Origin of the sequence: Bradyrhizobium sp. 1(2017), assembly GCF_011602485.2 — a bacterium.
GTDB lineage: Bacteria > Pseudomonadota > Alphaproteobacteria > Rhizobiales > Xanthobacteraceae > Bradyrhizobium.
On sequence record NZ_CP050022.2, the window covers coordinates 7,701,779 to 7,727,722 of the forward strand.

General features: G+C 65.3%; 22 protein-coding genes. 7 read left to right on the forward strand and 15 right to left on the reverse strand.

What is annotated here, in order from left to right; genetic code table 11:
- Together HAP40_RS36465 and HAP40_RS36470 are read right to left on the reverse strand one after the other, a co-directional pair.
- Complete coding sequence (locus HAP40_RS36465) at positions 1-954, reverse strand: DMT family transporter (RefSeq protein ID WP_166819217.1); 954 nt, start codon at positions 952-954, stop codon at positions 1-3.
- A gap of 35 nt (positions 955-989) precedes the next feature.
- On the reverse strand, positions 990-1,484 hold the full coding sequence (locus tag HAP40_RS36470) for a Fur family transcriptional regulator (protein ID WP_166812189.1): 495 nt from the start codon (positions 1,482-1,484) through the stop codon (positions 990-992).
- A 157-nt stretch (positions 1,485-1,641) separates the two neighbouring features.
- On the opposite strand from HAP40_RS36470, the gene HAP40_RS36475 reads away from it, so the two are divergent.
- From HAP40_RS36475 to HAP40_RS36485, 3 genes are read left to right on the forward strand one after another with little or no spacing between them, the layout of a single operon-like run.
- On the forward strand, positions 1,642-2,124 hold the full coding sequence (locus tag HAP40_RS36475; protein WP_166812187.1) for a MarR family winged helix-turn-helix transcriptional regulator: 483 nt from the start codon (positions 1,642-1,644) through the stop codon (positions 2,122-2,124).
- On the forward strand, positions 2,117-3,280 hold the full coding sequence (locus HAP40_RS36480) for an HlyD family secretion protein (RefSeq protein WP_166812185.1): 1,164 nt from the start codon (positions 2,117-2,119) through the stop codon (positions 3,278-3,280). Before HAP40_RS36475 ends, HAP40_RS36480 begins: the two co-directional genes overlap by 8 nt.
- A gap of 4 nt (positions 3,281-3,284) precedes the next feature.
- Complete coding sequence (locus tag HAP40_RS36485; protein ID WP_166812183.1) at positions 3,285-4,841, forward strand: MDR family MFS transporter; 1,557 nt, start codon at positions 3,285-3,287, stop codon at positions 4,839-4,841.
- A 179-nt stretch (positions 4,842-5,020) separates the two neighbouring features.
- On the opposite strand, the gene HAP40_RS36490 is transcribed toward HAP40_RS36485, so the two are convergent.
- The 6 genes from HAP40_RS36490 to pcaF form a co-directional block, all read right to left on the reverse strand.
- Entirely contained in the window at positions 5,021-6,115 is a 1,095-nt protein-coding gene (locus HAP40_RS36490; RefSeq protein ID WP_166812181.1) for a phosphotransferase, read from the reverse strand.
- Positions 6,116-6,162: 47 nt separating this feature from the next.
- Positions 6,163-7,851: a methyl-accepting chemotaxis protein gene (locus HAP40_RS36495; protein WP_166812179.1), complete on the reverse strand. Its 1,689-nt coding sequence runs from the start codon at positions 7,849-7,851 to the stop codon at positions 6,163-6,165.
- 218 nt (positions 7,852-8,069) lie between these two features.
- A complete protein-coding gene (gene pcaG, locus HAP40_RS36500; RefSeq protein WP_208024848.1) occupies positions 8,070-8,672 on the reverse strand; it encodes a protocatechuate 3,4-dioxygenase subunit alpha in 603 nt (200 codons plus the stop codon).
- Between the two features lies 1 nt (position 8,673).
- The gene (pcaH, locus tag HAP40_RS36505) at positions 8,674-9,375 is read right to left on the reverse strand and encodes a protocatechuate 3,4-dioxygenase subunit beta (RefSeq protein WP_166812177.1); all 702 of its coding nucleotides are present in this window, start codon (positions 9,373-9,375) and stop codon (positions 8,674-8,676) included.
- A 128-nt stretch (positions 9,376-9,503) separates the two neighbouring features.
- Positions 9,504-10,397, reverse strand: coding sequence for a dioxygenase (locus HAP40_RS36510; protein ID WP_166812176.1), 894 nt, complete (start codon positions 10,395-10,397; stop codon positions 9,504-9,506).
- A 116-nt stretch (positions 10,398-10,513) separates the two neighbouring features.
- Positions 10,514-11,722, reverse strand: a complete 1,209-nt coding sequence (pcaF, locus tag HAP40_RS36515) for a 3-oxoadipyl-CoA thiolase (RefSeq protein WP_166812174.1) — start codon at positions 11,720-11,722, stop codon at positions 10,514-10,516.
- Between the two features lie 339 nt (positions 11,723-12,061).
- Here pcaF and mutS point away from each other — a divergent pair, with 339 nt between their 5' ends.
- On the forward strand, positions 12,062-14,800 hold the full coding sequence (mutS, locus tag HAP40_RS36520; RefSeq protein WP_334270876.1) for a DNA mismatch repair protein MutS: 2,739 nt from the start codon (positions 12,062-12,064) through the stop codon (positions 14,798-14,800).
- Positions 14,801-15,033: 233 nt separating this feature from the next.
- Here the strand turns inward: mutS and HAP40_RS36525 are convergent, their stop codons facing one another.
- From HAP40_RS36525 to HAP40_RS36550, 6 genes are all read right to left on the reverse strand, one after another.
- Positions 15,034-15,747 (reverse strand): hypothetical protein, encoded by a 714-nt coding sequence (locus tag HAP40_RS36525; RefSeq protein WP_166812172.1) that lies wholly within the window; start codon positions 15,745-15,747, stop codon positions 15,034-15,036.
- A gap of 96 nt (positions 15,748-15,843) precedes the next feature.
- Positions 15,844-16,659 (reverse strand): hypothetical protein, encoded by an 816-nt coding sequence (locus HAP40_RS36530; protein ID WP_166812170.1) that lies wholly within the window; start codon positions 16,657-16,659, stop codon positions 15,844-15,846.
- A 172-nt stretch (positions 16,660-16,831) separates the two neighbouring features.
- Positions 16,832-17,341 (reverse strand): OsmC family protein, encoded by a 510-nt coding sequence (locus HAP40_RS36535; protein ID WP_166812168.1) that lies wholly within the window; start codon positions 17,339-17,341, stop codon positions 16,832-16,834.
- A 56-nt stretch (positions 17,342-17,397) separates the two neighbouring features.
- A complete protein-coding gene (locus tag HAP40_RS36540) occupies positions 17,398-18,183 on the reverse strand; it encodes an ABC transporter ATP-binding protein (RefSeq protein WP_166812166.1) in 786 nt (261 codons plus the stop codon).
- A gap of 3 nt (positions 18,184-18,186) precedes the next feature.
- Positions 18,187-19,032 (reverse strand): ABC transporter permease, encoded by an 846-nt coding sequence (locus tag HAP40_RS36545; protein WP_166812164.1) that lies wholly within the window; start codon positions 19,030-19,032, stop codon positions 18,187-18,189.
- Between the two features lie 241 nt (positions 19,033-19,273).
- Entirely contained in the window at positions 19,274-20,245 is a 972-nt protein-coding gene (locus tag HAP40_RS36550; RefSeq protein ID WP_166812162.1) for an aliphatic sulfonate ABC transporter substrate-binding protein, read from the reverse strand.
- 188 nt (positions 20,246-20,433) lie between these two features.
- Between HAP40_RS36550 and HAP40_RS36555 the strand changes: the two genes are divergently transcribed.
- Positions 20,434-23,223 carry a [protein-PII] uridylyltransferase gene (locus HAP40_RS36555; RefSeq protein ID WP_166812160.1) on the forward strand — a complete coding sequence of 930 codons (2,790 nt, stop codon included), beginning with the start codon at positions 20,434-20,436 and terminating at the stop codon, positions 23,221-23,223.
- A gap of 145 nt (positions 23,224-23,368) precedes the next feature.
- On the opposite strand, the gene HAP40_RS36560 is transcribed toward HAP40_RS36555, so the two are convergent.
- The gene (locus tag HAP40_RS36560; RefSeq protein WP_166812158.1) at positions 23,369-23,899 is read right to left on the reverse strand and encodes a methylated-DNA--[protein]-cysteine S-methyltransferase; all 531 of its coding nucleotides are present in this window, start codon (positions 23,897-23,899) and stop codon (positions 23,369-23,371) included.
- A 99-nt stretch (positions 23,900-23,998) separates the two neighbouring features.
- On the opposite strand from HAP40_RS36560, the gene HAP40_RS36565 reads away from it, so the two are divergent.
- Complete coding sequence (locus HAP40_RS36565) at positions 23,999-24,355, forward strand: DUF1304 domain-containing protein (protein WP_208024910.1); 357 nt, start codon at positions 23,999-24,001, stop codon at positions 24,353-24,355.
- A gap of 145 nt (positions 24,356-24,500) precedes the next feature.
- A complete protein-coding gene (locus HAP40_RS36570; RefSeq protein ID WP_166812154.1) occupies positions 24,501-25,724 on the forward strand; it encodes an ABC transporter substrate-binding protein in 1,224 nt (407 codons plus the stop codon).
- Positions 25,725-25,944: the final 220 nt, after the last annotated feature.

Sequence of the window (25,944 nt, forward strand, 5' to 3'; positions counted from 1 at the left end):
TCAGGTTTTGGTGACGTTCAGCAATGCATCACGCGGCGCCGCAGCCGTTGAGCTGGGACGGTTAACTAGAAAAAGCCCAGCAATTACAAGGACCGCGGCGGCCCCGAATGTCGGGCTTAGGGTGTCGTGCATGATGAAATAGCTACCGACCACGCCAAACAAAGGGGTGATGAAGGTAAAAGCCGACAATTTGCTGGCCGAGTAGGCCTTCACCAGCGCGAACCAAAGCGTGAACGTGGTTCCAACCACCCAGATCGCCTGGAAGGCCATGAGGGCGACGGACAGGGGCGCGGGCGTATGGGTGATGGATTCGCCGAACACAAAGGCTGCCAGCCCCAGGATGGGGATCGAGGTCGCGACCTGATAGCCCAGCGCCTTCTCGGGCGCGGCGAAGCGCAGCCGCGTGCCCTTGGCGACCAGCGTGGTCGCCGCCCACAGCGCCGCGCCGCCGACGATCATGAGATCGCCGAGCAGCACCTTGGCATCGACGTCCGGCTGCGGCACGCCGATGGCGAGCGCGACGCCGGCAAAGCTCACCGCGAGCCCCAGCCATTGCGTACCGCCGAGGCGCTCGGCGAGCACCTGGTAAGAGCCGAGCGCGACGAAGAACGGCGCTGTGTAGAGGAACACCACCGCACGAGAGGCCGAGGTGAAGCGCAGGCCCTGAAAGATCAGCACGAACTCGATGCCGAACATCAACCCGGCGACGAGTCCGGGTTTCCAGGTGCCGTCACGTTCGAAGAATTTGACGCCACGAAAGGTGCCGATGATGAACAGGACCGGCAGCGCGCCCATCGAGCGGATCGTGGCCTGGAGCATCGGCGGGATGTCCGGCAGCACCAGCTTCACCGCAATCTGGTTGAAGCCCCAGGTCAGGCACAGCATCAGCATCAGGGCAATGGCGCCGGCACTGAGGGGGCGACCGGCGGACGGTATGGTTTGTGGTGACGACATTTCTTCCCGAATACCGGCTTTGTGCCGTTGTTGCTTCAAGCAGCTTTCTGACAATGGGTGCAGACGCCTGTGATCTCCACCACGGACAATTTGGGCGCGAAGCCCGAACTGCGCGCCGCGGCATTGAGATCCTTGGCGAAGGACGCCGAGGGGATCTCGCCGACCAGGCCGCAACGCTCGCAGATCAAGAACGCCACCGCGGAGGTCGCGTCGTGGTCGTGGGCGGCGCAGGCGAGATAGGCGTTGCGGCTTTCGATGCGATGCACGAGGCCGTTGGCCATCAGGAAATCGAGCGCACGATAGACCGTGATCGGCGCCGGTCGCGCCATCGACTTGGCGAGCTCATCGATCACCTCATAGGCCCCGAGCGGGCGGTGGCTGGAGAGCAGCGCCTCGAGCACCTGACGGCGGATCGGGGTGAATTTCTGCGCGCGCTGCACGCAGACCGCCTCCGCATGCGCCAGCGCATCCGCAGTGCAGCGGCCGTGATCGTGGTCAGGCGCGGGGAATGCAGGTTTTGCCAGGGTCATGCGGCCTCGCTTCTAGCATTTCGGTGCGGGAACCCAAAGCACGACCCTTCAGATGGCTGTCAGCCATGCTTTCGCTGCGGGACTGCATCCCGATAATCCGCCGCGAAATAATCATAAGCTTGCTTATTATATTCTAGGCTTATTGGAGACGAAGCTCATGACCCGCGGGTCGGTCGACCAGAATTTCCTGTTCACGCTTGCCGAGCTCTATCGCCTGCTGCGCGTCTACGCCGACAAGGAGGCGTCGCGCTTCGGCATCACCCGTGCGCAATGGGCGGTGCTGGCCAAGGTCGAGCGCAGCGAAGGCATGAAGCAATCGGAGCTCGCCGATCTCCTGGAGGTGCAGCCGATCACGCTGACCCGCCTGATCGACAAGCTTTGCGACAACGACTGGATCGAGCGGCGCAACGACGCCTCGGACCGCCGGGTCAAGCGCCTGTACCTGAAGAAGGCCGGCCGGCAGTTGCTCGGCCGGATGAGCAGCCTCAGGTCCGAGATCACCGCCAACGCGCTCGACGGCATCACCCCGGCCGATGCCCACCGTCTCCTCACCCAGCTGGAAACGATCAAGGAGAACGTGCGGAACGCGACCCAGACCAGCGGCGCGGACCAGGCACGCAAGGAGCAGCGCTATGGCTGATCAGGTTCTCAAGTTCCAGCCCGAGCAGAAGAGCGACAGCGGCAAGCCGACCAAGAAAGCCGGCACCGATCCGCGCCGGCGCCTGGTGGCGGGCTTGCGCCGCTATCGCCGCTTCCTGCTCCTGGTCGTGCTGCCTGTTGTCGTCGCCATCGGCGGCATCACCTTCTATCTGCATGGCGGCCGTTATGTCGGCACCGACGACGCCTATGTCGGCGCGCAGAAGGTGCTGGTGACGCCCGACATCTCCGGCAAGATCCAGAAAGTTGTCGTGAAGGAAGGCCAGGTCGTCAAGCAAGGTGACGAACTGTTCGAGATCGATCCCGTGCCCTTCCGCCTTGCGGTGGACGAGGCCAAAGCGCAGCTCATGCAGGCGCAGTCAACCTATGAAAACCTCCGCGCCAACATCAAGATCTACGGCGACATGCTCAATCTCGCCCAGCAGGGCGTCGATTTGAAGCAGCGCGACGTCGAGCGCAAGCAGGCGCTGGTGAAGAACAATTACGGCTCCCAGCTCGATCTCGACAACGCCGCGAACGCGCTGGTCACGTCCGGGTCCGTCGCACAATATGTCCGGCAGCAGCTCTCGACGGCGAAGACCCAGCTGCTCGGCGATCCCGACCTGCCGCTGGAAAAATTCCCGGCCTACGCCGAGGCCAAGGCCAAGCTCGACAATGCCGAGCGCAATCTCGACCACGCCGTGGTGCGCGCCTCGATGGGCGGCGTGGCAACGCAGGTCGAGCAGATCCAGCTCGGCCGCTACGTCGCCGCCGGCACGCCGGTGTTCTCCATCATCGATGTCGCCCACCCCTGGGTCGACGCCAACCCGAAGGAGAGCGACCTTACCTACGTGACTGAAGGGCAGCCCGTGAAACTCGAGGTCGACGCGTTCCCGAACCACGTCTTCAAGGGCAAGATCGGCTCGCTCTCGCCCGGCACCGGCGCGCAGTTCGCGATCCTGCCGCCGCAGAACGCCACCGGCAACTTCGTCAAGGTGGTGCAGCGCGTGCCGATCCGGATCTATTTCGACGAGACCGACAAATATGTACGGAAGCTGAAGGCCGGCATGAGCGTCTACGCCACCATCGACACCGGCCACAAGCGCTCGCTCGCCGGTCTCCTCGGCCTCTCGGCGGCCGCGAACCAGGACAAGGACTGATCCGGTGTCCGGCCCCGATGCCAGCCTGATGGTCCCCGGCCTGCGCCGGAACATGGTGACGATCTGCGCCATGACCGCGACGATCATGCAGGCGCTGGACACCACCATCGCCAACGTTGCGCTGCCCTACATGCAGGGCACGCTGTCGGCCTCGCAGGACCAGATCAACTGGGTGCTGACCTCCTACATCGTCGCCGCGGCGATCATGACCGCGCCGGTGGGCTGGATCGCCAACCGCTTCGGCCGCAAGCGCATCTTTATCATCTGCTCGGCCGGCTTCACCATGGCGTCGGTGTTGTGCGGCCTCGCGCAGGACATCAACCAGATGGTGCTGTTTCGCCTGCTGCAGGGCGTGTTCGGCGCGGCCCTGGTGCCGCTGTCACAGTCGGTGATGCTCGACTATTACACGCTCCAGGAACGCGCCAAGGCGATGTCGATCTGGGGCATGGGCGTGATGATGGGCCCGATCATGGGGCCGTCGCTCGGTGCCTGGCTGACCGAGACCTATTCCTGGCACTGGGTGTTCTTCGTCAACCTGCCGTTCGGCGCCATCACGGTGCTCGGCCTCATCGTCTTCATGGACGAGACGCGGAAGGACCTCAGCCGCAAATTCGACTGGTTCGGCTTCGCCGCGCTGGCGGTCGCGATCGGCTCGCTACAGCTCGCGCTCGACCGCGGCGAGCAATTGGGCTGGCTCGAGTCCAACGAGATCCTGGCGGAATTCATCGTCTCTGCCGCGGCCTTCTACTTCTTTCTCACGCACTCCTTCACGACCTCGACGCCGTTCATCCGCTTCGGCCTGTTTCGGGACCGCAACTTCGTTACCGGCTGCATGTTCATGATCGTGATGGGGCTGGTGCTGTTCTCGACCATGGCGCTGGCCTCGCCTTACATGCAGAACGTGATCGGCTATCCCATCATCACCGCCGGCCTGCTGCTGGCAAGCCGCGGCTTCGGCACCTTCTTCGCCATGATGCTGGTCGGCCGCATGATGCGTTATTTCGAGGCGCGCACGCTGATCATCGCCGGCCTGACGCTCACCGCGGGCTCGCTGTTCCAGATGACCGGCTGGACCGACCTGACGCAGGTGCCGGAGATCGTCACCGTCAGCGTCATCCAGGGCTTTGGCTTCGGCCTCGTCTTCGTGCCGCTCTCGACCGTGGCGTTCCTGACGCTGTCAAACGAGCTGCGCACCGACGGCACCGCGATGCTCACTTTGATGCGCAACGTCGCGAGCTCGGTCGGCATTTCCGTCGTCATCGCCGAGCTGACGCAGGGAACGCGGCGGACCTACGCGATCCTGTCCGAGCACATCAACCCGTTCAACCACGCGCTCCAGATGCCCGGTGTCAGCGGCATGATCAATCTGTCCACCGACACCGGCCGCGCCATGGCCGACAGAATGGTCGCCGTGCAGGCGCAGATCATCGCCTTCGCTCATGACTACCAGCTGGTGATGGTCTTCATCCTCTGCACCATCCCGCTCGCCTTGCTGATCGGCTCCACCAAGGCCACCCTGCGCAAGCAGGCGGCCGGGCCGGAGCACGCGGTGATGGAGTAGCAGTGTGGAGTAAGGGGTCGATCCAGCCGCAATCTCCATTGTCGTCCCGGACAAGCCAAGCGCCGATCCGGGACCCATAACCACAGGGAGGAGTTTGGCGAAGACTCGGAGTTGCCGGCTCGCGCCACAACCGCTCCCTGGGGTTATGGGTCCCTGCTTTCGCAGGGACGACACTGGAGCTACCCCAACAACTCCTCACACCCCAAATCCTCCACCGCCATCATCACCCGCTCCAGATTGTTCCACCAGATTAGCGGCGGGATGTTGACGCTCCACTGCCAGACCGGCTTGGTGATGTGCCAGAGCACCGACCGGCGATAGTCCTGGTCGAGCGCGCCGCGCGTGTAGCCGGTGACACCATGCTGCAGCAGGGTCTGGTGATAATGGTTGAGCAGGAGCCGTTCGAGCGCCTGCCTTCGCTCCGGATACCATTGCACCGCCATCATGTAGGCGAGGTCTCCGGTCGGCACGTTGATGCGCCATTGGTCGAAGTCGAAAATGCGCACGGTGTCGGCGACGCCGGGGCGCGGCAGCATGAAATTCCAGATATGGGCATCGCCATGAGCGATGGTGACATGCCGACGCGAATGATAGCGCTCGAACAGCCGCGCCGACTGCTCGATGAAGCGGCGGTAGAGAATGCGGCGCTCCTCGCTGAGGCGATCGCCGAGAAGGTCGGCGAAACGATCATAATGGCCGGCGAAGGTCTCCATCAGTTTCGCGCTGTCGTCGACACTCATCCAGCTGCCGACGGTCTCGCCGAGATCGGGATGATCCCACCAGGACGCGTGCCAGCGCGCGAGCGTCGTGACGATCGCGATTGCCTGATCGCGCGACGGCGGCAGCGGCCATTTCGTCGCGATCTCGTGGCTGCCAGTGAGGTCCTCGAGCAGGAGATACCAGGTGGGGTGCGCTTCATCGAAATGCCCGTCGAAGCAGCGCGGGACCAATCCCGGCGGCATTTTGGGCGCGAGCTGCGTGTAGAAAGCGACTTCGTTCCGGCCGCCCTGCGCAAGCGTTTTCGCGTAAGACGCTTGCGGCGTCTTGAGGATCAGGGATTGCGGAGCGCCGGCGGACTCCCCGACATAGCGCAGGCCGAGGCGGATGATATGTGACACCAGCACATCCTGCTGATGCAGCACCTTCACCTCGCGCACGGCGCCGGCGTCCAGCACGCCGCCCCTGCGCAGGGCGGCCGTCAATTGGGCGGGCTCAACGACGTCAGGCAGTGGTAAAGGTGTCATGAGAGTCACGATGCCCCTGTCCCGTGCCATCCTGCACGATCACACTCCCGGCTGCCAGCGGCGGTTCCCGCGCCCGCTCAAGCCGCCGCGGTCGAGTCCCGCACGGTCCTGACCACGACCGACCGCAGCTGTTCGAGATTGGCCGACATGCCGGCGATCGCCTGCCTGACTTCCGCGGCGCGCTCGTTCACGGAGGCGGCGTCGCGGCTGACATTGCCGATCTTGACCGAGACCTCTTGCGCCGCTGACGCCGATTCGGAGATCGAGCGCGTGATCTCCCGGGTGGCGGCGTCTTGTTCTTCCATTGCGGCGGCGACCGAGGTCGCGACGCCGTCGATTTCGACGATGTGCCCGCCCATGGTTTCGACGGCATCGACCGCGGCCTGCGTCGAGGTCTGGATCTCGGCAATCAGCCGCGTGATCTCCTCGGTGGATTTTGCGGTCTGGTCGGACAGGGATTTCACCTCGGCGGCGACCACCGCGAAGCCGCGGCCGGCCTCGCCCGCGCGCGCCGCCTCGATCGTGGCATTGAGCGCCAGGAGGTTGGTCTGACCGGCGATGCCGCCGATGAGGTCGGAGACCTCGGCGATTTTCCTGACCGAGCCGGCCAGCGCCTGGATGGTCGACCGCGCCTGCTCGCGGCCGGCGACCGCAGATTTGGTGACCGTGCTGGTCCGCGCGACCTGGCTCGCGATCTCGCGGATCGAGGCGCTCAGCTCCTCGGCCGCCGCCGAGACGGTTTGCGAGCTGCCGAGGGCCTGGGTGGACGCCGCGGCGACCGACTGCGACTGGGCGGAGAGCGAGCTTGCGATCTCGGACAGGCTGGTGGCAGCCCGCTCCACGCCATGGCTCGCCGCGCTCGCGGTGTCGACCGAGCGGCCGGTCTCGCGCTCGACGGTCTCCGCCATCTGATGCAGGGCGCCGCGCTTGGCGAGCGCGGCCTCCTGCTCCTGCCGCAGCTGCTCCTCGCGCAGCCGGGAGTTCTCGACCGCCGCCTGCTTGAACACCAGAAGCGCACCCGCCATCGAGCCGACCTCGTCCCGGCGATGCGCAAAAGGAATGTCGGCGGCGATATCGCCGGTCGCCAGCTTCTGCATCGTGTCCGTCATGCGCACGATCGGGCGTACCACGCCGAGCGCCACGCCGAGCAGGCCCGCGGCAATGAAGGCAAGGACGGCGGCGGAGACGCCGAGCAGGATGAGAAGAATCGAGCTGTCGCGGTCCGCGGCCAGCTTCTCCATGGCGGCATTCTGCTTGTTGGCGTTCTCGACGATGCTGTCGACGACGGCGCGATGCGCGGTGTAGGCGTCCTTGAGCTGCGCATAGATGCGCTCGGCGGCAACCGCGTCCTTGGCCTTGAGCGCCGGCAGGAGCTGGTCGGACGCCTTCCAGAATTTCTGCACCTCGGCATCGGATTTCGACACCAGTGCGGTCTTCAGGTCCGGCGACAGGCTGGAGGAGACCCAGAATGCCTTGCGCTCGTCGTAGTCCTTGCGGAGCTGGACCAGGCGCTCGCCATGGGCGGCAAGCTGGTCCGGCTCACGCATGGCGAGAGTGGCCTCGAGATAGGCCTCGATGATGTATTCGGGCGGCGGCAGGATATCGGCGATGAGGTCATTGCCGAGCTTGATGTCGGAATAAAGCGGGCCGCCGACCTTGAGCTCGCGCAGGGCGTAGAGGCTGGTGGAAACGACCGCCGTGAAGCCGATCGCAATGACGATGCCGAACGCAATGATCGCGGAGGACAATGAGAGACGAAATTTCATGAAACAATCCAGGAGCGCGAGCCCAATTCGCTGCCATCCTGAACGAGTATGGTAAATGCGGGATTTCCGGAGCGGGACGCATTGCCGGAAAATGCTCCGCAAAACTACGGAAATCGATCCGCAACCAATCGGATTTGGGTCAATTTGCAGCGCAGCTCCGGTCGCGATGCGCCAGATGATAAGTGCGGGCCGGCAACGGCGCTGCCGACCCAATTGACTCACACGTCGAAGAACACAGTCTCGTCGTCGCCCTGGAGCCTTAGATCGAGACGGTAAACCGGCTTGCCGGCCTCGCCCACCGCGGTCAGCGTGGCGCGGCGGTCGGCCGGCACCAGCGCCAGCACGGGATCGGCGGCGTTGCCGGCCTCGTCGCTGAAATAGATGCGGGTGTAGAGGTGCCGCAGCATGCCGCGGGCAAACACCGCGACCAGGATGTGCGGCGCCTGCGGCTTGCCATCGGGATCCGGCACCGTGCCGGGCTTGATGGTCTCGAACGCGTAGTTGCCATCCTTGTCGGTGCCGCAGCGGGCGAAGCCGCGGAAGCTCGCATTCGGCAGCGCGCGCTTGTCCTGCGGGTCGGCAAAGCGTCCCTGCGCATCGGCCTGCCAGATCTCCAGCATGCAATCGGGCACGGCGACGCCGTCACCGTCGAACACGCGGCCCTCGATGCGGATACGGTTGCCGGAAACGTCGGGCGTCAGCGTCGAGTTGGTGAACGCGTCGTTCCAGGCATATTCGCCGTTCGGCGTCAGGCCGTATTTGAAGAACGGACCGACCGTCTGCGATGGCGTGATTCCGTTGTCCTTCAGATTGTCCTGCACGTTACTTGGTCTCCATGGGGGTGGCGTTCTTACCGCGCAGCACGATGTCGAAACGGTAGCACAGCGCCCATTCGGGCTGGGTGTTCTCGAGGTCGAACGAGGAGACCATCCGCGCCCGAGCCTTCTCGTCCGGCACCGAATTGAAGATCGGGTCGAACGGGAACAGCGGATCGTTCGGGAAATACATCTGGGTCACGAGACGCGTGACGAAGGAATGGCCGAACACCGACAGGTGGATATGGGCGGGGCGCCAGGCATTGTGGTGGTTGCCCCAGGGATAGGCGCCGGGCTTGATGCTGACGAAGCGGTAATAGCCGGCAGCATCGCTGACGGTGCGGCCCGCACCGGTGAAGTTCGGATCGAGCGGCGCGGGATGCTGGTCGCGAACATGCACGTAGCGGCCGCAGGCATTGGCCTGCCAGATCTCGACCAGTGAGTTGGGCACGCCGCGGCCGTCCTCGTCGCGCACATGGCCGTGCACGATGATGCGCTCGCCGATCGGCTCGGCCGCATGCTGAGTGGTGAGGTCGCTATCGCCCTCGCGCACGGTCTCGTGGCCGTAGACCGGACCGGTCAGCTCCGACAGCGTGTGGCGCATCGGGATCAAGGGCTTGTTCGGCGCACGCTTGATCGAGCTCTTGTAGTCGGGCGACAGCGGCAGCGGATGCGCCTTGTTGCTGTCCACGGGATAGTTGAATGTCATTGGCGAACTCCTCCCCGGCCATTGTCGGTCCGGCCGGTCACGCTTCCGCCAATCATTATAGGATATAACTAATTGGGGGAAGCGGGTTTGGCGCCCCTTTCGGGGGCGCGTGTTGGCACAGGAACGCGTTATTTGATTGGCGGACGCGGCAACACCGCCTCACCGGCCTCGAGCCGGTAGGTGTGGTCGAGTGAATACCAGGGCGCGGTGACCTCGCGCGCGGTCGGATGCGGCGTCTCATGCCGCATGAAATTGCCGATCAGCGCCTGCGTCACCCCGAACTGCACGTCGCTGTCGATGTGGGGATCGTTGGGATCGTAAACCTGCGAGATCAGCACCTTGAATCCGGGCTTGAAGATCAGGGCGTGCAGATGTGCAGGCCGATACGGGTGCCGGCCTTGCGCCGTCAACAGGCGGCCGACCACGCCATCGGTCGGAATGGGATAGCCGACCATCATCACCGAACGAAAGGCGAAGCGCCCATCGGCGTCGGTCGTCAGCTTGCCGCGCAGGTTCATGTCGGCCTGCTCAGGGTCCTGGTTTTCATACAGACCGACGGGCGAAGCATGCCAGACGTCGACGTCCGCCCCGGCGACGGGACTGCCGTCCTTGTCCACGACGCGGCCGTTGACGAACAGCGGCGCACCCGGTGTCGCGGATCGCACGATCGATCCGCCATTTTCGACCCTCGGCGAGTTCAACCGCCAGAACGGCCCGAGCAGCGATTGATCGGTCTCCGTATTGCCCTGATCGCCGTTGTTCAGCAGGCACACCAGCGGCGAGACGCCGAGCGAGCCGGCCATCAGCACGACTTCGTTGTGCGTGTCGGTCGTCAGCTTGCCGAGCTCGGCGATCACGGCCGTGGCGTCGCGGAATTCCTTCTCAGTCAGGCGGACATCGCGCACGAAGCCGTGCAGATGCTTGACCAGCGAGATCATGATCTGGCGCATCCGCGGATCGGAGGTTCGCTCCATCACGGCCAAGGCCGCCCTCGTGACGTCCTGCTCACGCGCGATGATCATGCTGGCTTTTTCTCCCTGTCATTCCGGGGCGATGCGAAGCATCGAACCCGGAATCTCGAGATTCCCGGGTTCAGCCCTTCGGGCTGCCCCGGGATGACGAGACGCTGCGCGTCTCGTCAGTTCACCTTCTCGATCGCGACCGCGACGCCCTGGCCGACGCCGACGCACATGGTGGCGAGCGCAAGCTTGCCGCCGCGCTTTTCCATGCCGTGCACGGCGGTGAGCGCGAGACGGGCGCCGCTCATGCCGAGGGGATGGCCGAGCGCGATGGCGCCGCCATGCGGATTGACGAAATCCGCATCATCAGCAACGCCAAGCTGGCGCATGCAGGCGATACCCTGCGAGGCGAACGCTTCGTTCAGCTCGATCAGGTCGAAATCGCTGATCTTCTTGCCAAGCCGCTCCATCAGCTTGCGGGTCGCCGGCACCGGGCCGATGCCCATGATACGCGGCGGCACGCCGGCCGAGGCAAGGCCGAGGATGCGGGCGCGCGGCGTCAGGCCGTGCTTCTTCACCGCAGCTTCGGAGGCCAGGATCATCGCGGCGGCGCCGTCATTGACGCCGGAGGCGTTGCCGGCGGTGACGGTACCGGGATTGCGCACGATCGGCTTCAGCTTGGCGAGGCCTTCGAGCGTGGTCTCGGGACGCGGATGCTCGTCCTTGTCGACGGTGATGGGACCGGCCTTGCCGCCGGGAATGGTGATCGGCGTGATCTCCTCGGCGAAATAGCCGGCTGCGATCGCCGCACCCGCGCGCTGCTGCGAACGGATCGCGAAGGCGTCCTGGTCGGCGCGCGAGACCTGGAATTCCTCGGCGACGTTCTCGCCGGTCTCGGGCATCGCATCGACGCCATATTGCGCCTTGAGCAGCGGATTGATGAAGCGCCAGCCGATCGTGGTGTCGAAGATCTCGGCGGAGCGCGAGAAGGCTTCCTGCGCCTTGCCCATCACGAAGGGCGCGCGGGTCATCGACTCGACACCGCCGGCGATCGCAAGCTCGATCTCGCCGGAACGGATGGCGCGCCCGGCCGCACCGACCGCATCGAGGCCGGAGGCGCAGAGCCGGTTCAGGGTCTGGCCGGGAACCGAATCCGGCAAGCCCGCCAGTAACAGCGCCATGCGTGCGACGTTGCGGTTGTCCTCGCCGGCCTGGTTGGCGCAGCCGAAGAACACTTCATCCACCTGCGCCCAGTCGAGCTTGGGGTGCTTGGCCATCAGCGCCTTGATCGGCGCGGCGGCGAGATCGTCGGCGCGCACCTTGGCGAGCGAGCCGCCGAAACGGCCGATCGGGGTCCGGACGGCATCGCAGATAAAGACGTCACGCATCGTTGTTCTCCCTGAATGCCGCGGTCCGGCCCAAATTCTTCAATGTCGGCGGAGTTTTAGGAGGGTGCCCGCGGCAGGTCAATTGACGGTTTCGAGGGGGGCATATTCGACTGAACGCCATGAAATCCAACCGTCATTCCGGGGCGCCCAAAGGGCGATCCCGGAATCCATAACCACGAGCCTGGGATTATGGATTCCGGGCCTGCGCCTGACGGCGCACCCCGGAATGACGGCGGAAAATGTGGCAACCGCTTGCCCAACATGGACAGCGTGGAAAACCTCGCCTCCCCGGCCAAACCGATAGGACGCTCAGGCGAAATTTTGTAGGTTGCGCCGCCCATGACAATGCAACAGCCGATCCCCGTTCCGCCCCCCGACGACACGCCAGCTCCGCAGGCGGAAGCCGCCGCGCGCGTCACGCCGATGATGGAACAGTACCTCGAGATCAAGGCGGCGCATCAGGGCTTACTACTGTTCTACCGGATGGGCGATTTCTACGAACTGTTTTTCGAGGACGCCGAGATCGCTTCGAGGACGCTCGGCATCGTCCTGACCAAGCGCGGCAAGCATCAGGGCGCCGACATCCCGATGTGCGGGGTGCCGGTCGAGCGGTCCGAGGACTATCTGCATCGTTTAATCACCGCCGGCCATCGGGTGGCCGTGTGCGAGCAGACCGAGGATCCCGCCGCTGCGAAAGCACGCGGCAACAAGAGCGTGGTCCGTCGCGGCGTGGTGCGGCTGGTCACACCGGGCACGCTGACCGAGGACACGCTGCTCGACGCACGCGCCAACAATTATCTGCTCGCGATCGCGCGCGCCCGCGCCTCCGGCGGCGGCGACCGCTTCGGCCTCGCCTGGATCGACATCTCGACCGCCGAATTCACCGTGATGGAATGTGCGGGCGGCGAGTTCGCCGCGACGCTGGCGCGCATCAATCCGAACGAGGCCATCGTCACCGACGCGCTCTATAGCGACAACGAGCTCGGACAGACCTTGCGCGAATTGCCGGCGGTGACGCCGGTGACCCGCGACGTGTTCGACGGCGCCACCGCGGAGAAACGGCTTTGCGATTATTTCGCCGTCGCGACCATGGACGGGCTGGCGCAGCTCACCCGGCTGGAAGCCACCGCCGCAGCCGCTGCCGTCACCTATGTCGACCGCACCCAGGTCGGCAAGCACCCGCCGCTGTCGCCGCCCGCACGCGAGGCCTCGGGTGCGACCATGGCGATCGATCCGGCCACCCGCGCCAATCTCGAGCTGACGCGGACGCTCGCCGGCGAGCGCCGCGGCTCGCTGCTCGACGCCATCGATTGCACGGTGACCTCCGCCGGCTCGCGCCTGCTGGCGCAGCGGCTGGCGGCCCCGCTGACGGATGCGCCGGCGATCGCACGACGGCTCGATGCCGTCGGCGCTTTCGTTGCCGATTCCGCCGCGCGCGAGGACATCCGCAGCATCCTGCGCGGCGCGCCCGACATGTCGCGCGCTTTGGCCCGGCTCTCGGTTGGCCGCGGCGGACCGCGCGACCTCGCCGGTTTGCGCGACGGCATCATCGCCGCCGACCAGGCGCTGGCGCGGCTTGGCGAACTGGACCAGCCGCCGCAGGAGATCGCCGCGGTGATGGCGGCCTTGCAGCGTCCGTCGCGCGACCTCGCGGCTGAATTTGCCAGTGCGCTCGACGATCAACTGCCGCTGATCAAGCGCGACGGCGGGTTCGTTCGACAGGGCTACGAGCCAGCGCTGGACGAAGCGCGCAACCTGCGCGACGCCTCGCGCCTGGTCGTGGCCTCGATGCAGGCGCGCTATGCCGACCAGACGGGGGTGAAGGGCCTCAAGATCCGGCACAACAACGTGCTCGGCTATTTCGTCGAGGTTACGGCCCAGCACGGCGACAAGCTGATGTCGCCGCCGCTGAATGCGACCTTCATTCATCGCCAGACGCTGGCCGGTCAGGTGCGCTTCACGACGTCGGAACTCGGCGAGATCGAAGCCAAGATCGCCAATGCCGGTGACCGCGCGCTCGGCCTCGAGCTCGAGATATTTGAACGTCTCTCTGCCAAGGCGATGGCCATCAGCGACGATCTGCGGGCCGCCGCTCACGCTTTCGCGCTGCTCGACGTCGCGACCTCACTCGCAAAACTCGCGGTCGACGACAATTATGTGCGGCCGGAAGTGGATGGGTCACTCGGCTTTGCGATCGAGGCCGGGCGCCATCCGGTCGTGGAGCAGGCACTCAAGCGCAACGGCGAGCCGTTCATCGCCAATGCCTGCGACCTCTCGCCTGCGCCCGCACAAAAGTCCGGCCAGCTCTGGCTGCTGACCGGTCCGAACATGGCCGGTAAGTCGACCTTCCTGCGCCAGAACGCGCTCATTGCATTGCTGGCTCAAATTGGCAGCTTCGTGCCGGCGAGCCGCGCGCGCATCGGCATCGTCGACCGCCTGTTCTCGCGCGTCGGCGCCGCCGACGATCTCGCCCGCGGCCGTTCCACCTTCATGGTCGAGATGGTCGAGACCGCCGCGATCCTGAATCAGGCCGGCGAGCGCGCGCTCGTGATCCTGGACGAGATCGGCCGCGGCACGGCGACCTTCGACGGCCTCTCGATCGCCTGGGCCGCGATCGAGCATCTGCACGAGAGCAACCGCTGCCGCACGCTGTTCGCGACGCATTACCACGAGCTGACCGCGCTCTCGGCCAAACTGCCCCGGATGTTCAACGCCACCGTGCGCGTGAAGGAATGGCAGGGCAATGTCGTGTTCCTGCACGAGGTGCTGCCGGGTTCGGCCGATCGCTCCTACGGCATCCAGGTGGCGAAGCTCGCCGGCCTGCCACCGGCCGTGATCACGCGCGCCAAATCGGTGCTCTCCAAACTGGAAGCGCAGGACCGCGGCCAGACCGCGCGGGCGCTGGCGGACGACCTGCCGCTGTTCGCGGTCCCCTCGCGCGCGTCGGCCGAAGCCGCGCCGCCGAGCGAAGCCGAGCTGCTGATGGACGCGGTGAAGGCGCTGCACCCGGACGAGATGTCGCCGCGCGAGGCGCTGGACGCGCTCTATGCGCTGAAGGCCAAGCTGCCGAAGCAATGAGCGGTGCCGTAGTGTGGGTTAGCCTTGCGACTGCGCGAAGCGCAGTTCGCTGGGCGTAACCCACCACTTCTCTGCCAATAGAGAACCAAGGAGGTGGGTTACGCCTGCGGCTAACCCACCCTACCATTCCTGAGCGCTTGGCTACACCATTGCCGCCATCGCTGCCGCGCACTGCATGCTGATCGACATCTCGCTCGTCACAGTGCTCTGCTCCTCGATCGCAGCGCCGGCCCTCAGCGGCCCGCTTTCGCAAACGGCTCGATCAGCTTCATCGTAGCGGCGAAGCGGATGCTGCGCTTGCCGGCGAGCGCAGTCGCTTCCATTTCGGCGCCCTTGTCATCGCAATGGCCCGAGAAGCCGATGCCGACCTCGTAACCGCCGAACAAGGGATGCTCGTTCTTCGCCGGCGTGTGCTCCTGATTGACGAACTCGCCCTTCCAGCGGCCGTTCGCCGACGAGTAGGCGCCAAGATAATAGAAGAAGGCGTCGCCGCCGAGGATGCGGCCGTCGCGCAGCAGCATCACGCCGGTATGGCCGCCGGCAATTCCATCCAGCATCCGGATATCGATTGAATAAAGTCCGCTGACAATGCCGCCCTCGCCGACCACACCGGGCGGGGGAACGTCATCGTCGCCGAGCGGCGTCATCACGGCGCGAAACACCGAGGCGTCCTCGACCACTTCTCCCTCGAAGCGGTAGAGCTTGCCCTGCTGCCGACCGCGAATGCTGATTGTGACGGTGTCGGAGCTGACCAGCGACCTGTGCTGCAGCGACCGGCTGTGACGCTTCGTCCGGAGCCTGGCGACGATTTCGCCGTCCACGGTCTCGTAGGTGCCGAAGTGGGCGAAGGCCGTGTTGCCGCCAAGCATCTTCCCGGCATGGGCGTACAGCACGCTGCGGCCGGAGCCGTCGTTGATATCGTATTCGACCTTGTACAATCCCTCCACCGCACGCCCCGATCTTGCTCTGCAGCCAGCTTAGCGGGTCTGCCCGCTCCGGTAACCATCTATCCTGACGCAGCGCTGGGATCCCAGGCGCTTGCCTTACGAAGCGCGGCGGGGCGCATGCACCGCCCTCTTCCGCCGTCCCACCCACCACAGCGTCAGGTTCCAGCCGATGCAGGTGGCGAGCCCCATGCTGAGGCCGATCGCGGAGCTGAAATTGGCGGCCCCGAGATGCAGAACTGCAATCGCCATGCCGAAGCCGAGCAGGCCCCAGGCGGAGTTGGCGAGCACGGCGGCCGTCGGCGGGCCGCCGATGCGCGGGTGCAGGATCACCATCATGCTGGTGAACACGATCGGGTAGAGCGCGATGACGCCGCTGACGCGCGGACCGACCCAGCCCGAGGTCGAGACCACGATGGCGACCAGCGTTGCCACCAGCGAGGCACGGAACGGAATGTCGTACCAGCGGCGCGTCACCAGCGGCATCTTCACATGGCGGTACTTTGCGAGCAGCGGAATGCAGATGCCGAAGGCGACCAGGTTCACGGCGAGCCCGGCCGTCAGAGTCCAGTCGAACAGGCGGATGATCGAGGCCAGCACGATCCAGACCCCGACCGCGCTGGTGACACTCACGGCAAAGCTCTGCCGCTGCGCCAGCACGACATAGATGAGGCCCATGAAGATCGTCGCGGCGTTGATCGGAAGGCTCGACAGCGCGCCCTGTGCGATGAAGGCCGCGTCATGGTCGATCGCGAGGAAGAGGTAGGAGGGACCGGCGGACACCGGCAGGGTCGCAACCAGCGCACCGATCACCGGCCCGGAACGTTCGGTGATGACGGAGGCCGACACGACGAACGCCGCCGCAATCGCCATGCGCAGGAGGAGAAAAAGGACGAGGTGGAGGTCGAGGGACATTTTTCTTCTTACCCTCCCCTGGAGGGGGAGGGTCGGCTCGTATTGAGCGCAGCGAATATGAGCCGGGGTGGGGTGACAGTCTCTCCGCAGCGACAGTGCCCGAGTGGAGAGATCACCCACCCCGCTCGCGCTGCGCGCGATCGACCCTCCCCCTCCAGGGGAGGGTGGGCAGCTACATCCGCTGCATCGACACCGAAACCTTCGGGCCGTTCTTGATGGTCTGGTAGACCACGCAATAACGCTCGGTGAGCTTCAGCAACAGATCGAGCTTGTCCTGCGGCGCATCGGTGTCGACCTCGAAGCGGAGACGGATCTCGGCGAAGCCGACCGGGGTCTCCTTGTCGACGCCGAGCGTGCCGCGGAAATCGAGATCGCCTTCCGCATGGACGTTGCCGGTCTTGAGCGGCACCTCGATCGCGGTCGCAACCGATTTCAGCGTCACGCCGGCACAGGCGACCAGCGCCTCCAGCAGCATGTCGCCGGAACAGAGCTCGAGGCCGGAACCGCCGGTGGCGGGATGCAGGCCCGCCATCGCGATGGCGCGGCCCGTCTCGACCTTGCAGGCGATGCCTTCGCCGTCGGTCGAGCCCTTGGCCTTCAGCGTGATCAGCGCGGCCTTCGGGTCGGTCTTGTAGCGCTCCTTGATCGGAGCCTGCATCTGGCGCAGTTCAGCGGCATCCATTGTCGTTCTCTCCCGAGGAAAATCGCCCCTCGATGTAAAGGCTCAGGGAGAAATTGTCACCACCACATGGCCTCGCCGGGACCCTGGGTTGCGTCCCGGTCGGGCACGCTGCGGTCGAGCGAACGGTCGAGTGACGTCAGCACACTTCGCTTGAAATTCTCGAACAGCGGCGAGTTGCGGTCGCGCGGCCGGCCGAGATTGATCTCGATCTGGTCGAACAGCCGGCCCGGCCGTGGCCGCATCACCAGCACGCGGTCGGCCAGCACCACAGCCTCGTCGACGTCGTGGGTGACGAGGATGAGCGTCGGCCGCGTGTCGGCCCAGAGGTCGAGCAGATGATCCTGAAGGTCGCGGCGGGTGAAGGCGTCGAGCGCCGAGAACGGCTCGTCGAGCAGCAGCACCTCGGGCTGCGGCACCAGCGCGCGCGCGATCGCGACGCGCTGCGCCTGTCCGCCGGAGAGCTCGCGCGGCCAGGCCTGCGCCTTGTCAGTGAGCCCGACGCGCTCGAGCGCACGCGCGACCTTCTCGCGCCGTTCGGCTGCGGGCAGATCGGCAAGGCCGAAGCCGATATTGTCGGCGACGCTGAGCCAGGGCAAAAGCCGCGGCTCCTGGAAGATGATGCCGATCTTCGCATGCGGCGAGGCGATCGCCTCGTCGTCGAGCGTCACCGTGCCGGAGCTGGCGCGATCGAGACCGGCGATGGCGCGGAGCAACGTGGATTTGCCGCAGCCGGAGCCGCCGATGATGGCGATGATCTCGCCCTGGCGGATCTCGGCGGAGAAGCGCGCCAGCGCCTGCACGCCGTTGGGATAGGTCTTGCTGACCCGGTCGAGCGCCAGCATCGCTTAGCTCCCCTTCGTGCGGACGAAGGCATCCTGCCAGCGCAGGAACGGCGCAGCGGCAACCTCGATCAGCCAGTCCGTCAGCTTGCCGAGGATGGCGAAGATCACGATCGCGGCCAGGATCTGGGCGGGCTTGCCGAGCTGCTGGCCGTCGAGCAGGAGATAGCCGAGGCCTTCGGAGGCGCCGATCAGCTCGGCGGCCACCACGAACATCCAGCCGAGACCAAGTCCGACGCGCAAGGACACGACGTAGGCCGGCAGCACCGCGGGCAACAGGATACCGCGGATCATCGCCGGGCCGGAAAGACGGAAGGTACGGCCGACCTCGACGATCTTGCGATCGACCGAGAGGATCGCGCCCATCACGCCGAGATAGACCGGGAAAAACACGCCGACTGCGATCAGCGCGATCTTCGAGGTCTCGAAGATTCCGAGCCAGAGGATGAACAGCGGCACCCAGGCGAGCGAAGGGATCGCGCGCAGCGCCTGCACGGTCGGGTCGAGCAGCCGCCGCGCCAGCGACCAATAGCCGGAGACGGCGCCGAGCAGCGTGCCCGCGACGACGCCAAAGGCGAAGCCGAGCCCGACGCGCCACAGCGTCGCCGCGATGTGGCGCACCAGCTCGCCGGAGCGGGCGAGCTCGGTGATGGTGGCAAAGACGCGCGAGGGCGGCGGCACCAGCCGGCCGTTGGACCAGCCGGACCAGACCACCAGCTCCCAGCCGAGCGCCAGCGTCAGCGGCAGCAGCACGCCCAGCATCGGCCGCGCGTAGCGCGCCAGCCGCGAGGGCGCAGCGGCGCTCTCGGCCGGTTCAGAAGTCTGTTGCAGGACTGGCGCGTCGGAGATCATGGCCGGTAGGAAGCGCGTCTGGCGAGGGAATGCAACACTACTATTGCCGCGGCCTCGCCCGTCGTCCCGGGGCGCGCGAAGCGCGAGCCCGGGACCCATAGCCACAGGAAGATGTGGTTGCGGAGACTCGGAGTGGACCGCCGTCGCGCCAAACCACTCCCTGTGGTTATGGGTCCCGGGTTCGCTTCGCGCCCCGGGACGACGGCGGAATTTATTGCGCGCCTTTGCCTCTTGCGCTGAACTAATTCGTCGGCAGCGAAACCTGGTCGTCGATCAGGGCATCGAGCGTCGCCTTGACGTCGACCTTGGCATCGACGACGCCGGCCTGCTGCAGCGCAAGGCCGGCAGCGAGGATCGACTCGCGCTGGGGCGCGCCGATGCGGCTGTGGGTGAGCTCGGTGCGTTCCTTGAGCTGCTTGTCGACGACCGCCTCGGGCAATTTCGTCACCGCGATGAAGGTCTTCTTCAGCTCGTCGTAATTCGCCAGCGAATATTTGCGCGCTTCCTCATAGACCGCGAGCACGCGGCGGGCGGCGTCCGGATGGTCCTTCAGGAACTGCTCGCGCACATTGAGGATGCCCCAGGTGTTGGCCTCGGCCTTGCGGTAGAACAGCTTTGCGCCCTCCTCGACCTCGGCCTGCGCCATCATGGGATCGAGACCGGCCCAGGCGTCGACGTCGCCACGGATCAGCGCGGTCTTGCCGTCGGCATGCTGGAGCAGCACCGGCGTGATGTCCTTTTCGGTGAGGCCAGCGCCCAGCAGTGCGCGCACCAGGAAGATGTGCGGATCGGTGCCGCGCGTCACCGCGACGCGCTTGCCCTTGAGATCAGCAACGCTCGCGATCTTGGAGTCCTTGCCCGTCACCAGCGCGGTCCATTCGGGACGCGAATAGACGTAGATCGACTTGATCGGGTTGCCGTTGATGCGGGCCACCAGCGCCGCCGAGCCGGCGGTCGAGCCGAAATCGATCGAGCCGGCATTGAGGAATTCGAGCGCCTTGTTGGAGCCGGCCGACTGCACCCAGGTCACGGTGATGCCGTCCTTGGCGAACTCCTTCTCCAGGAGGCCCTTCTGCTTCAGCACCATCGACACGGGATTGTAGGTCGCCCAGTCGATGCGGATTTCCTTGAGCGGATCCGCCGCCCGTGCCGCGGGGGTCATTGCGAGCGCTACGGCTCCCGCCAATAGAATGCGTCGTGTAATCCTGGTCATGCCCAGCCTCCTCAAAAACTTTATTGTTTTTCAATGAGTTAAATCCAGAAATCAACGAGAAAATCCGCCCCTCGAAAGCAGGCGATCCGAGAACGAATTTGCCCAAAGCCACAGCTTTCCAGCATGGAACGACTATTGCCAGAGAATGGCGGGTGACAGCGCCTGTCGCCTCTTATATCCGGTGAGACATGGACAGCGTCGCGACCGAGCAGAAGCCAGAGACGGATGACCGCTTCGATACCGTGCGGATCACCGCCGCGGTCGATGCACTCGCCGCAAAGCACGAGGGCCGCGAGGACGCGTTCCGCACCGCCCTGGCGCAATTGCTCAAGGCCGAGCTGATCGCGGCGCGCGCCGCCGCACAGGCGATCCTCTTGAAGGACCGTCACGGCCGCCGCTGCGCCGAGCGGCTGTGTCACGTGCAGGACGAGATCATCCGCATCCTCTATTCGGCCGCGACACGTCATCTCTACCGCTCGCCGATCCCGAGCGGCGCCGAGCGCATGGCGGTGGTGGCGACCGGCGGCTATGGCCGCGGCCTGATGGCCCCCGAGTCCGACATCGATCTCTTGTTCATCCTGCCCTACAAGCAAACCGCCTGGGGCGAGCAGGTCGCCGAAGCCATCCTCTATTGCCTCTGGGACATGGGGCTCAAGGTCGGCCACGCCACGCGCTCGGTCGATGAATCGATCCGTCAAGCGCGCGGCGACATGACGATCCGCACCGCGATCCTGGAGACGCGCTTTCTGACCGGCGACAAGCCGCTTTATGACGAGCTGGTCGAGCGCTTCGACAAGGAGGTGGTGCAAGGCACCGCGTCCGAATTCGTCACCGCAAAGCTCGCCGAGCGCGAGGAGCGGCACCGCCGCGGCGGCCAGTCGCGCTATCTGGTCGAGCCCAACGTCAAGGACGGCAAGGGCGCCTTGCGCGACCTGCACACGCTGTTCTGGATCGCCAAATACGTCTATCGCGTCCGCGACACCGGCGAGCTGGTCGAGCGCGGCGTGTTCGACGCGCAGGAATATCGCAGCTTCCGCCGCTGCGCCGATTTCCTCTGGTCGGTGCGCTGCAATCTGCATTTCTATTCCGGCCGTGCCGAGGAGCGGCTTTCCTTCGACCTGCAGCGCGAGATCGCGATCCGGCTCGGCTACACCTCGCATCCCGGCATGCAGGACGTCGAGCGCTTCATGAAGCACTACTTCCTGGTCGCCAAGGAAGTCGGTAACCTCACCGCCATCCTCTGCGCCAAGCTCGAGGACCAGCAGGCCAAGCCCGCGCCGGTGTTGAGCCGGATGATGGCGCGGCTGCGGCCCAGCACCGTGAAGCGGCGCGTCCCCGATAGCGACGACTTCATCGTCGACAACAACCGCATCAACGTCGCCGCGCCCGACGTCTTCAAGCACGATCCGGTCAATCTGATCCGCATCTTCCGCCTGGCGCAGAAGAACAACCTCGCCTTCCATCCGGACGCGATGCGCGACGTGACGCGCTCGCTCAACCTGATCAACGGGCAGCTGCGCGAGAATCCCGAGGCCAACCGGCTGTTCATGGAGATCCTGACCTCCGACAACGCCGAGATCGTGCTGCGGCGGATGAACGAGACCGGCGTGCTCGGCCATTTCATCCGCGCCTTCGGCAAGATCGTCTCGATGATGCAGTTCAACATGTATCATCACTACACCGTCGACGAGCACCTGATCCGCTGCATCGGCTTCCTCCAGGACATCGAGCGCGGCGGCATCGAGGAGTTCGCGCTCGCCAGTGACCTCATGCGCAAGAGCCGGCCCGAGCACCGCGCAGTGATCTACATCGCGACGCTGCTGCACGACGTCGCCAAGGGCCGGCCCGAAGATCATTCGATCGCCGGCGCCAAGGTCGCGCGCCGGCTCTGTCCGCGGCTCGGCTTCAGCCCGGCCGATACCGAGCTGGTGGCCTGGCTGATCGAGGAGCATCTGACGATGTCCACGGTCGCGCAGTCGCGCGACCTCTCGGACCGCAAGACCATCGAGAATTTCGCCGCCGTGGTACAGTCGGTCGAGCAGATGAAGCTGCTCACGATCCTCACCACCGCCGACATCCGTGGCGTCGGCCCGGGCGTGTGGAACGGCTGGAAGGCGCAGCTCTTGCGCTCACTTTATTATGAGACCGAACCGGTGCTGACCGGCGGCTTCTCGGAGGTCGACCGCGGCAAGCGGCTCGCGGCGGCCTACGGCGAATTCCGCATGGCCTTCGCCGAATGGCCGGAGGACGAGCTCGATGCCTATATCGGCCGGCACTATCCTGCCTACTGGCTCAAGGTCGAGCTGCCGCGCAAGATCCGCCACGCCCGCTTCGTCCGCTCCAGCGAGCAGGCCGGGCACAAGCTCGCGATCAATGTCGGCTTCGACGAGGTGCGCGGCGTCACCGAGCTGACCATCTTCGCCGCCGACCATCCCTGGCTGCTGTCGATCATCGCCGGCGCCTGCGCCTCGGCCGGCGCCAACATCGTCGACGCCCAGATCTACACCACCACCGACGGCCGCGCGCTCGACACCATCTCGATCTCCCGGGAATACGACCGCGACGAGGACGAGGGAAGGCGCGCCACGCGCATCGGCGAGATGATCGAGGACGTGCTGGAAGGCAAGCTGCGCCTGCCCGAAGTGGTGGCGCGGCGCACCGTGCGCAGCAAGGCAAAGCCCTTCGTGATCGAGCCGGAAGTGACCATCAACAACCAATGGTCCGACCGCTACACCGTGATCGAGGTCTCCGGGCTCGACCGGCCCGGCCTGCTCTACGAGCTGACCACCGCAATCTCGAAGCTCAACCTCAACATCGCCTCGGCCCATGTCGCGACCTTCGGCGAGCGCGCCCGCGACGTGTTCTACGTCACCGATCTGCTGGGCGCGCAGATCAACGCGCCGACCCGCCAGGCCGCGATCAAGAGCGCGCTGACCCATGTGATGGCCGGTGACAAGGCGGTTCAGCCGGCGGCGTGACGCGGGCGCGCGCGTTTCTCTCCACTCGTCATTCCGGGGCGCCGCGCAGCGGCGAGCCCCGGAATCCATTCATCTGCACCGTCGGTGTGGCCCGATGGATTCCGGGTTCGCGCTTCGCGCGCCCCGGAATGACGAGAAGAGAGACCTAGATCTCCACCCCCTCATGCCGCAGCAGCCAGCGCTTGCGCTCCAAGCCGCCGCCATATTTCACCAGTGAACCATCGGCGCCGATCAGGCGATGGCAGGGCAACACCACGCTGATCGGGTTGGAGCCGTTGGCGTGGCCGACGGCGCGAATGGCCTTGGGCACGTCGATCTTCGCGGCGAGCGCGCCGTAGCTCATCGTGGTGCCCGCGGGGATCTGCGCAAGCGCATTCCAGACCTTCTGCTGGAACGGGGTGCCGGCGATCCGCCACGCGATGCCTGAGAGCTGGCCGAGATCGCCTTCGAAATAGCGCGACAGCGCAGTCCGCATGTCCGTCGGCGCAGGCCGATCGCTCAGATTCACCGGACCGTAGTGCAGGCGCAACAGCTCGCGCATGCGGTGCTCATAGTCCTCCCAATCGAGCGCGCGCAACGCGCCATCGGCGTCGGTGACGAGCAGGGCGATCCCGATCGGCGTCGTCAGGCGGTCGAGGCCGAAGCGTTCGGGCGTCTTGGTTGATCGAGCGGACATTGCGGTACCAGGTGAGCGAAACACGCCAGTCGCACTTGCCACGCCGGCCGTGCTAACGTCCACCCGAAAGCTGACGCTTTGGGGGAGCTCAACTTGATTTTGATCGCCAATCTTCTGGTGGCGCTGGTCGCCATTCTGCATGGCTTCTTCCTGGTCCTGGAGATGTTTCTCTGGGACAGGCCGCTGGGCCTGAAGGTGTTTCGCAATACGCCCGAGAAGGCCGAGATCACGAAGGTGCTGGCCGCCAATCAGGGACTCTATAACGGCTTCCTCGCCGCCGGCCTGATCTGGGGTCTGGTCCAAGGCAATCCCGCGTTCGCGTTCCAGATCAAAGCGTTCTTCCTGCTTTGCGTGATCGTAGCCGGCGCTTATGGCGCCGCGACCGTCAGCTCACGCATCCTGATGGTGCAGGCGCTGCCGGCAGCCATCGCGCTGGCGGCAGTGTTCCTGACTTAGCTGTCGCCTGAGACGCTACGGCGCAGCGTCGCGATCCTTGCGCGGCGCGGCGCCTTCCTCCACAATCTTCGGCAGCGATGGCGACCGTTGCAATCAACGGGAAAAGACCGTCGACCGGAAATTCCGTCAGGAGGAACATCCCAACATGAACAATCGCAGAGCTTTCCTAGCTGCAACGACGGCGCTCGCCTTCGCGTTCTCCGCCGGCCAAGCCCTCGCCCAGAAGAAATATGACATCGGCGCGAGCGACATCGAGATCAAGATCGGCCAGACCGTGCCGTTCTCCGGCGCCTATTCCGTCTATGCCAATATCGGCAAGACCCAGGCCGCCTACTTCAAGATGATCAACGATCAGGGCGGCATCAACGGCCGCAAGATCAACCTGATCCAGTATGACGACGCCTATTCGCCGCCGAAGACGGTCGAGCAGGTGCGCAAGCTGGTCGAAGGCGACGAAGTGCTGTTCACCTTCCAGCTCATCGGCACGGCAGCGAACGCCGCCGTGCAAAAATATCTCAACGGCAAGAAGGTGCCGCAGCTGCTGGCCTCGACCGGAGCGGCGCGCTTCAACGATCCGCAAAACTATCCCTGGACCATGGCCTATAATCCCAACTACGTGTCCGAGGGGCGGATCTACGCAAAATACATTCTTGCCAATCACCCCAACGCCAAGATCGGCGTGCTCTACCAGAACGACGACATGGGCCGCGACTATCTCGCGGGCCTCAAGAGCGGCCTCGGCAACAAGGCCAACATGATCGTCGGCGAAGTCTCCTACGAAGTCACCGACCCGACGGTGGACTCGCAAGTGGTCAAGCTGAAGTCGATGGGTGTCGATCTGTTCTACGATGCCTCGACGCCGAAGTTCGCCGCGCAGGCCATCAAGAAGCTTGCCGATCTCGGCTGGACGCCGGTGCACATCCTCGACATCAATGCGAGCCCGGTGTCTGCGACCCTGAAGCCCGCCGGCCTCGACATTTCCAAGGGCATCATCTCGACCAACTACGGCAAGGACCCCGGCGATCCGCAGTGGAAGGACGATGCGGGCGTGAAGGCCTTCTTCGCCTTCATGGACAAATATTTCCCGGAAGGCGACAAGCTGAACACCATCAATACCTATGCCTATTCGGTGGCTGAGCTGCTGGTGCAGGTCTTGAAGCAATGCGGCGACGATCTGACGCGCGAGAACGTGATGAAGCAGGCCGCCGGCATCAAGGGCTACACGCCGAGCCTGGCGCTGCCCGGCATCAAGATCAACACCGGGCCGAACGACTACCGCGTCAACAAGCAGATGCAGATGATGAAGTTCAACGGTGAACGCTGGGAGCTGTTCGGACCGATCATCGAAGACTCGGGCCCCTCAGGTTAGTCGCGATTTCGTAGGGTGGGTTAGCGTAGCGTAACCCCCCTCTTTGATTTCCGCGGGAAAGGAAGTGGTGGGTTACGCCAGCGGACTGCGCTTCGCGCATCCGCGGGCTAACCCACCCACGAACGGCGGTTACCTTCCCACCTTGCGTTGCAGCAACCGCTCCTCCACACTCGGTCTCAGCGATGGCGTCGGACGCGCAGTGCGTCCGGCAGACCATCGG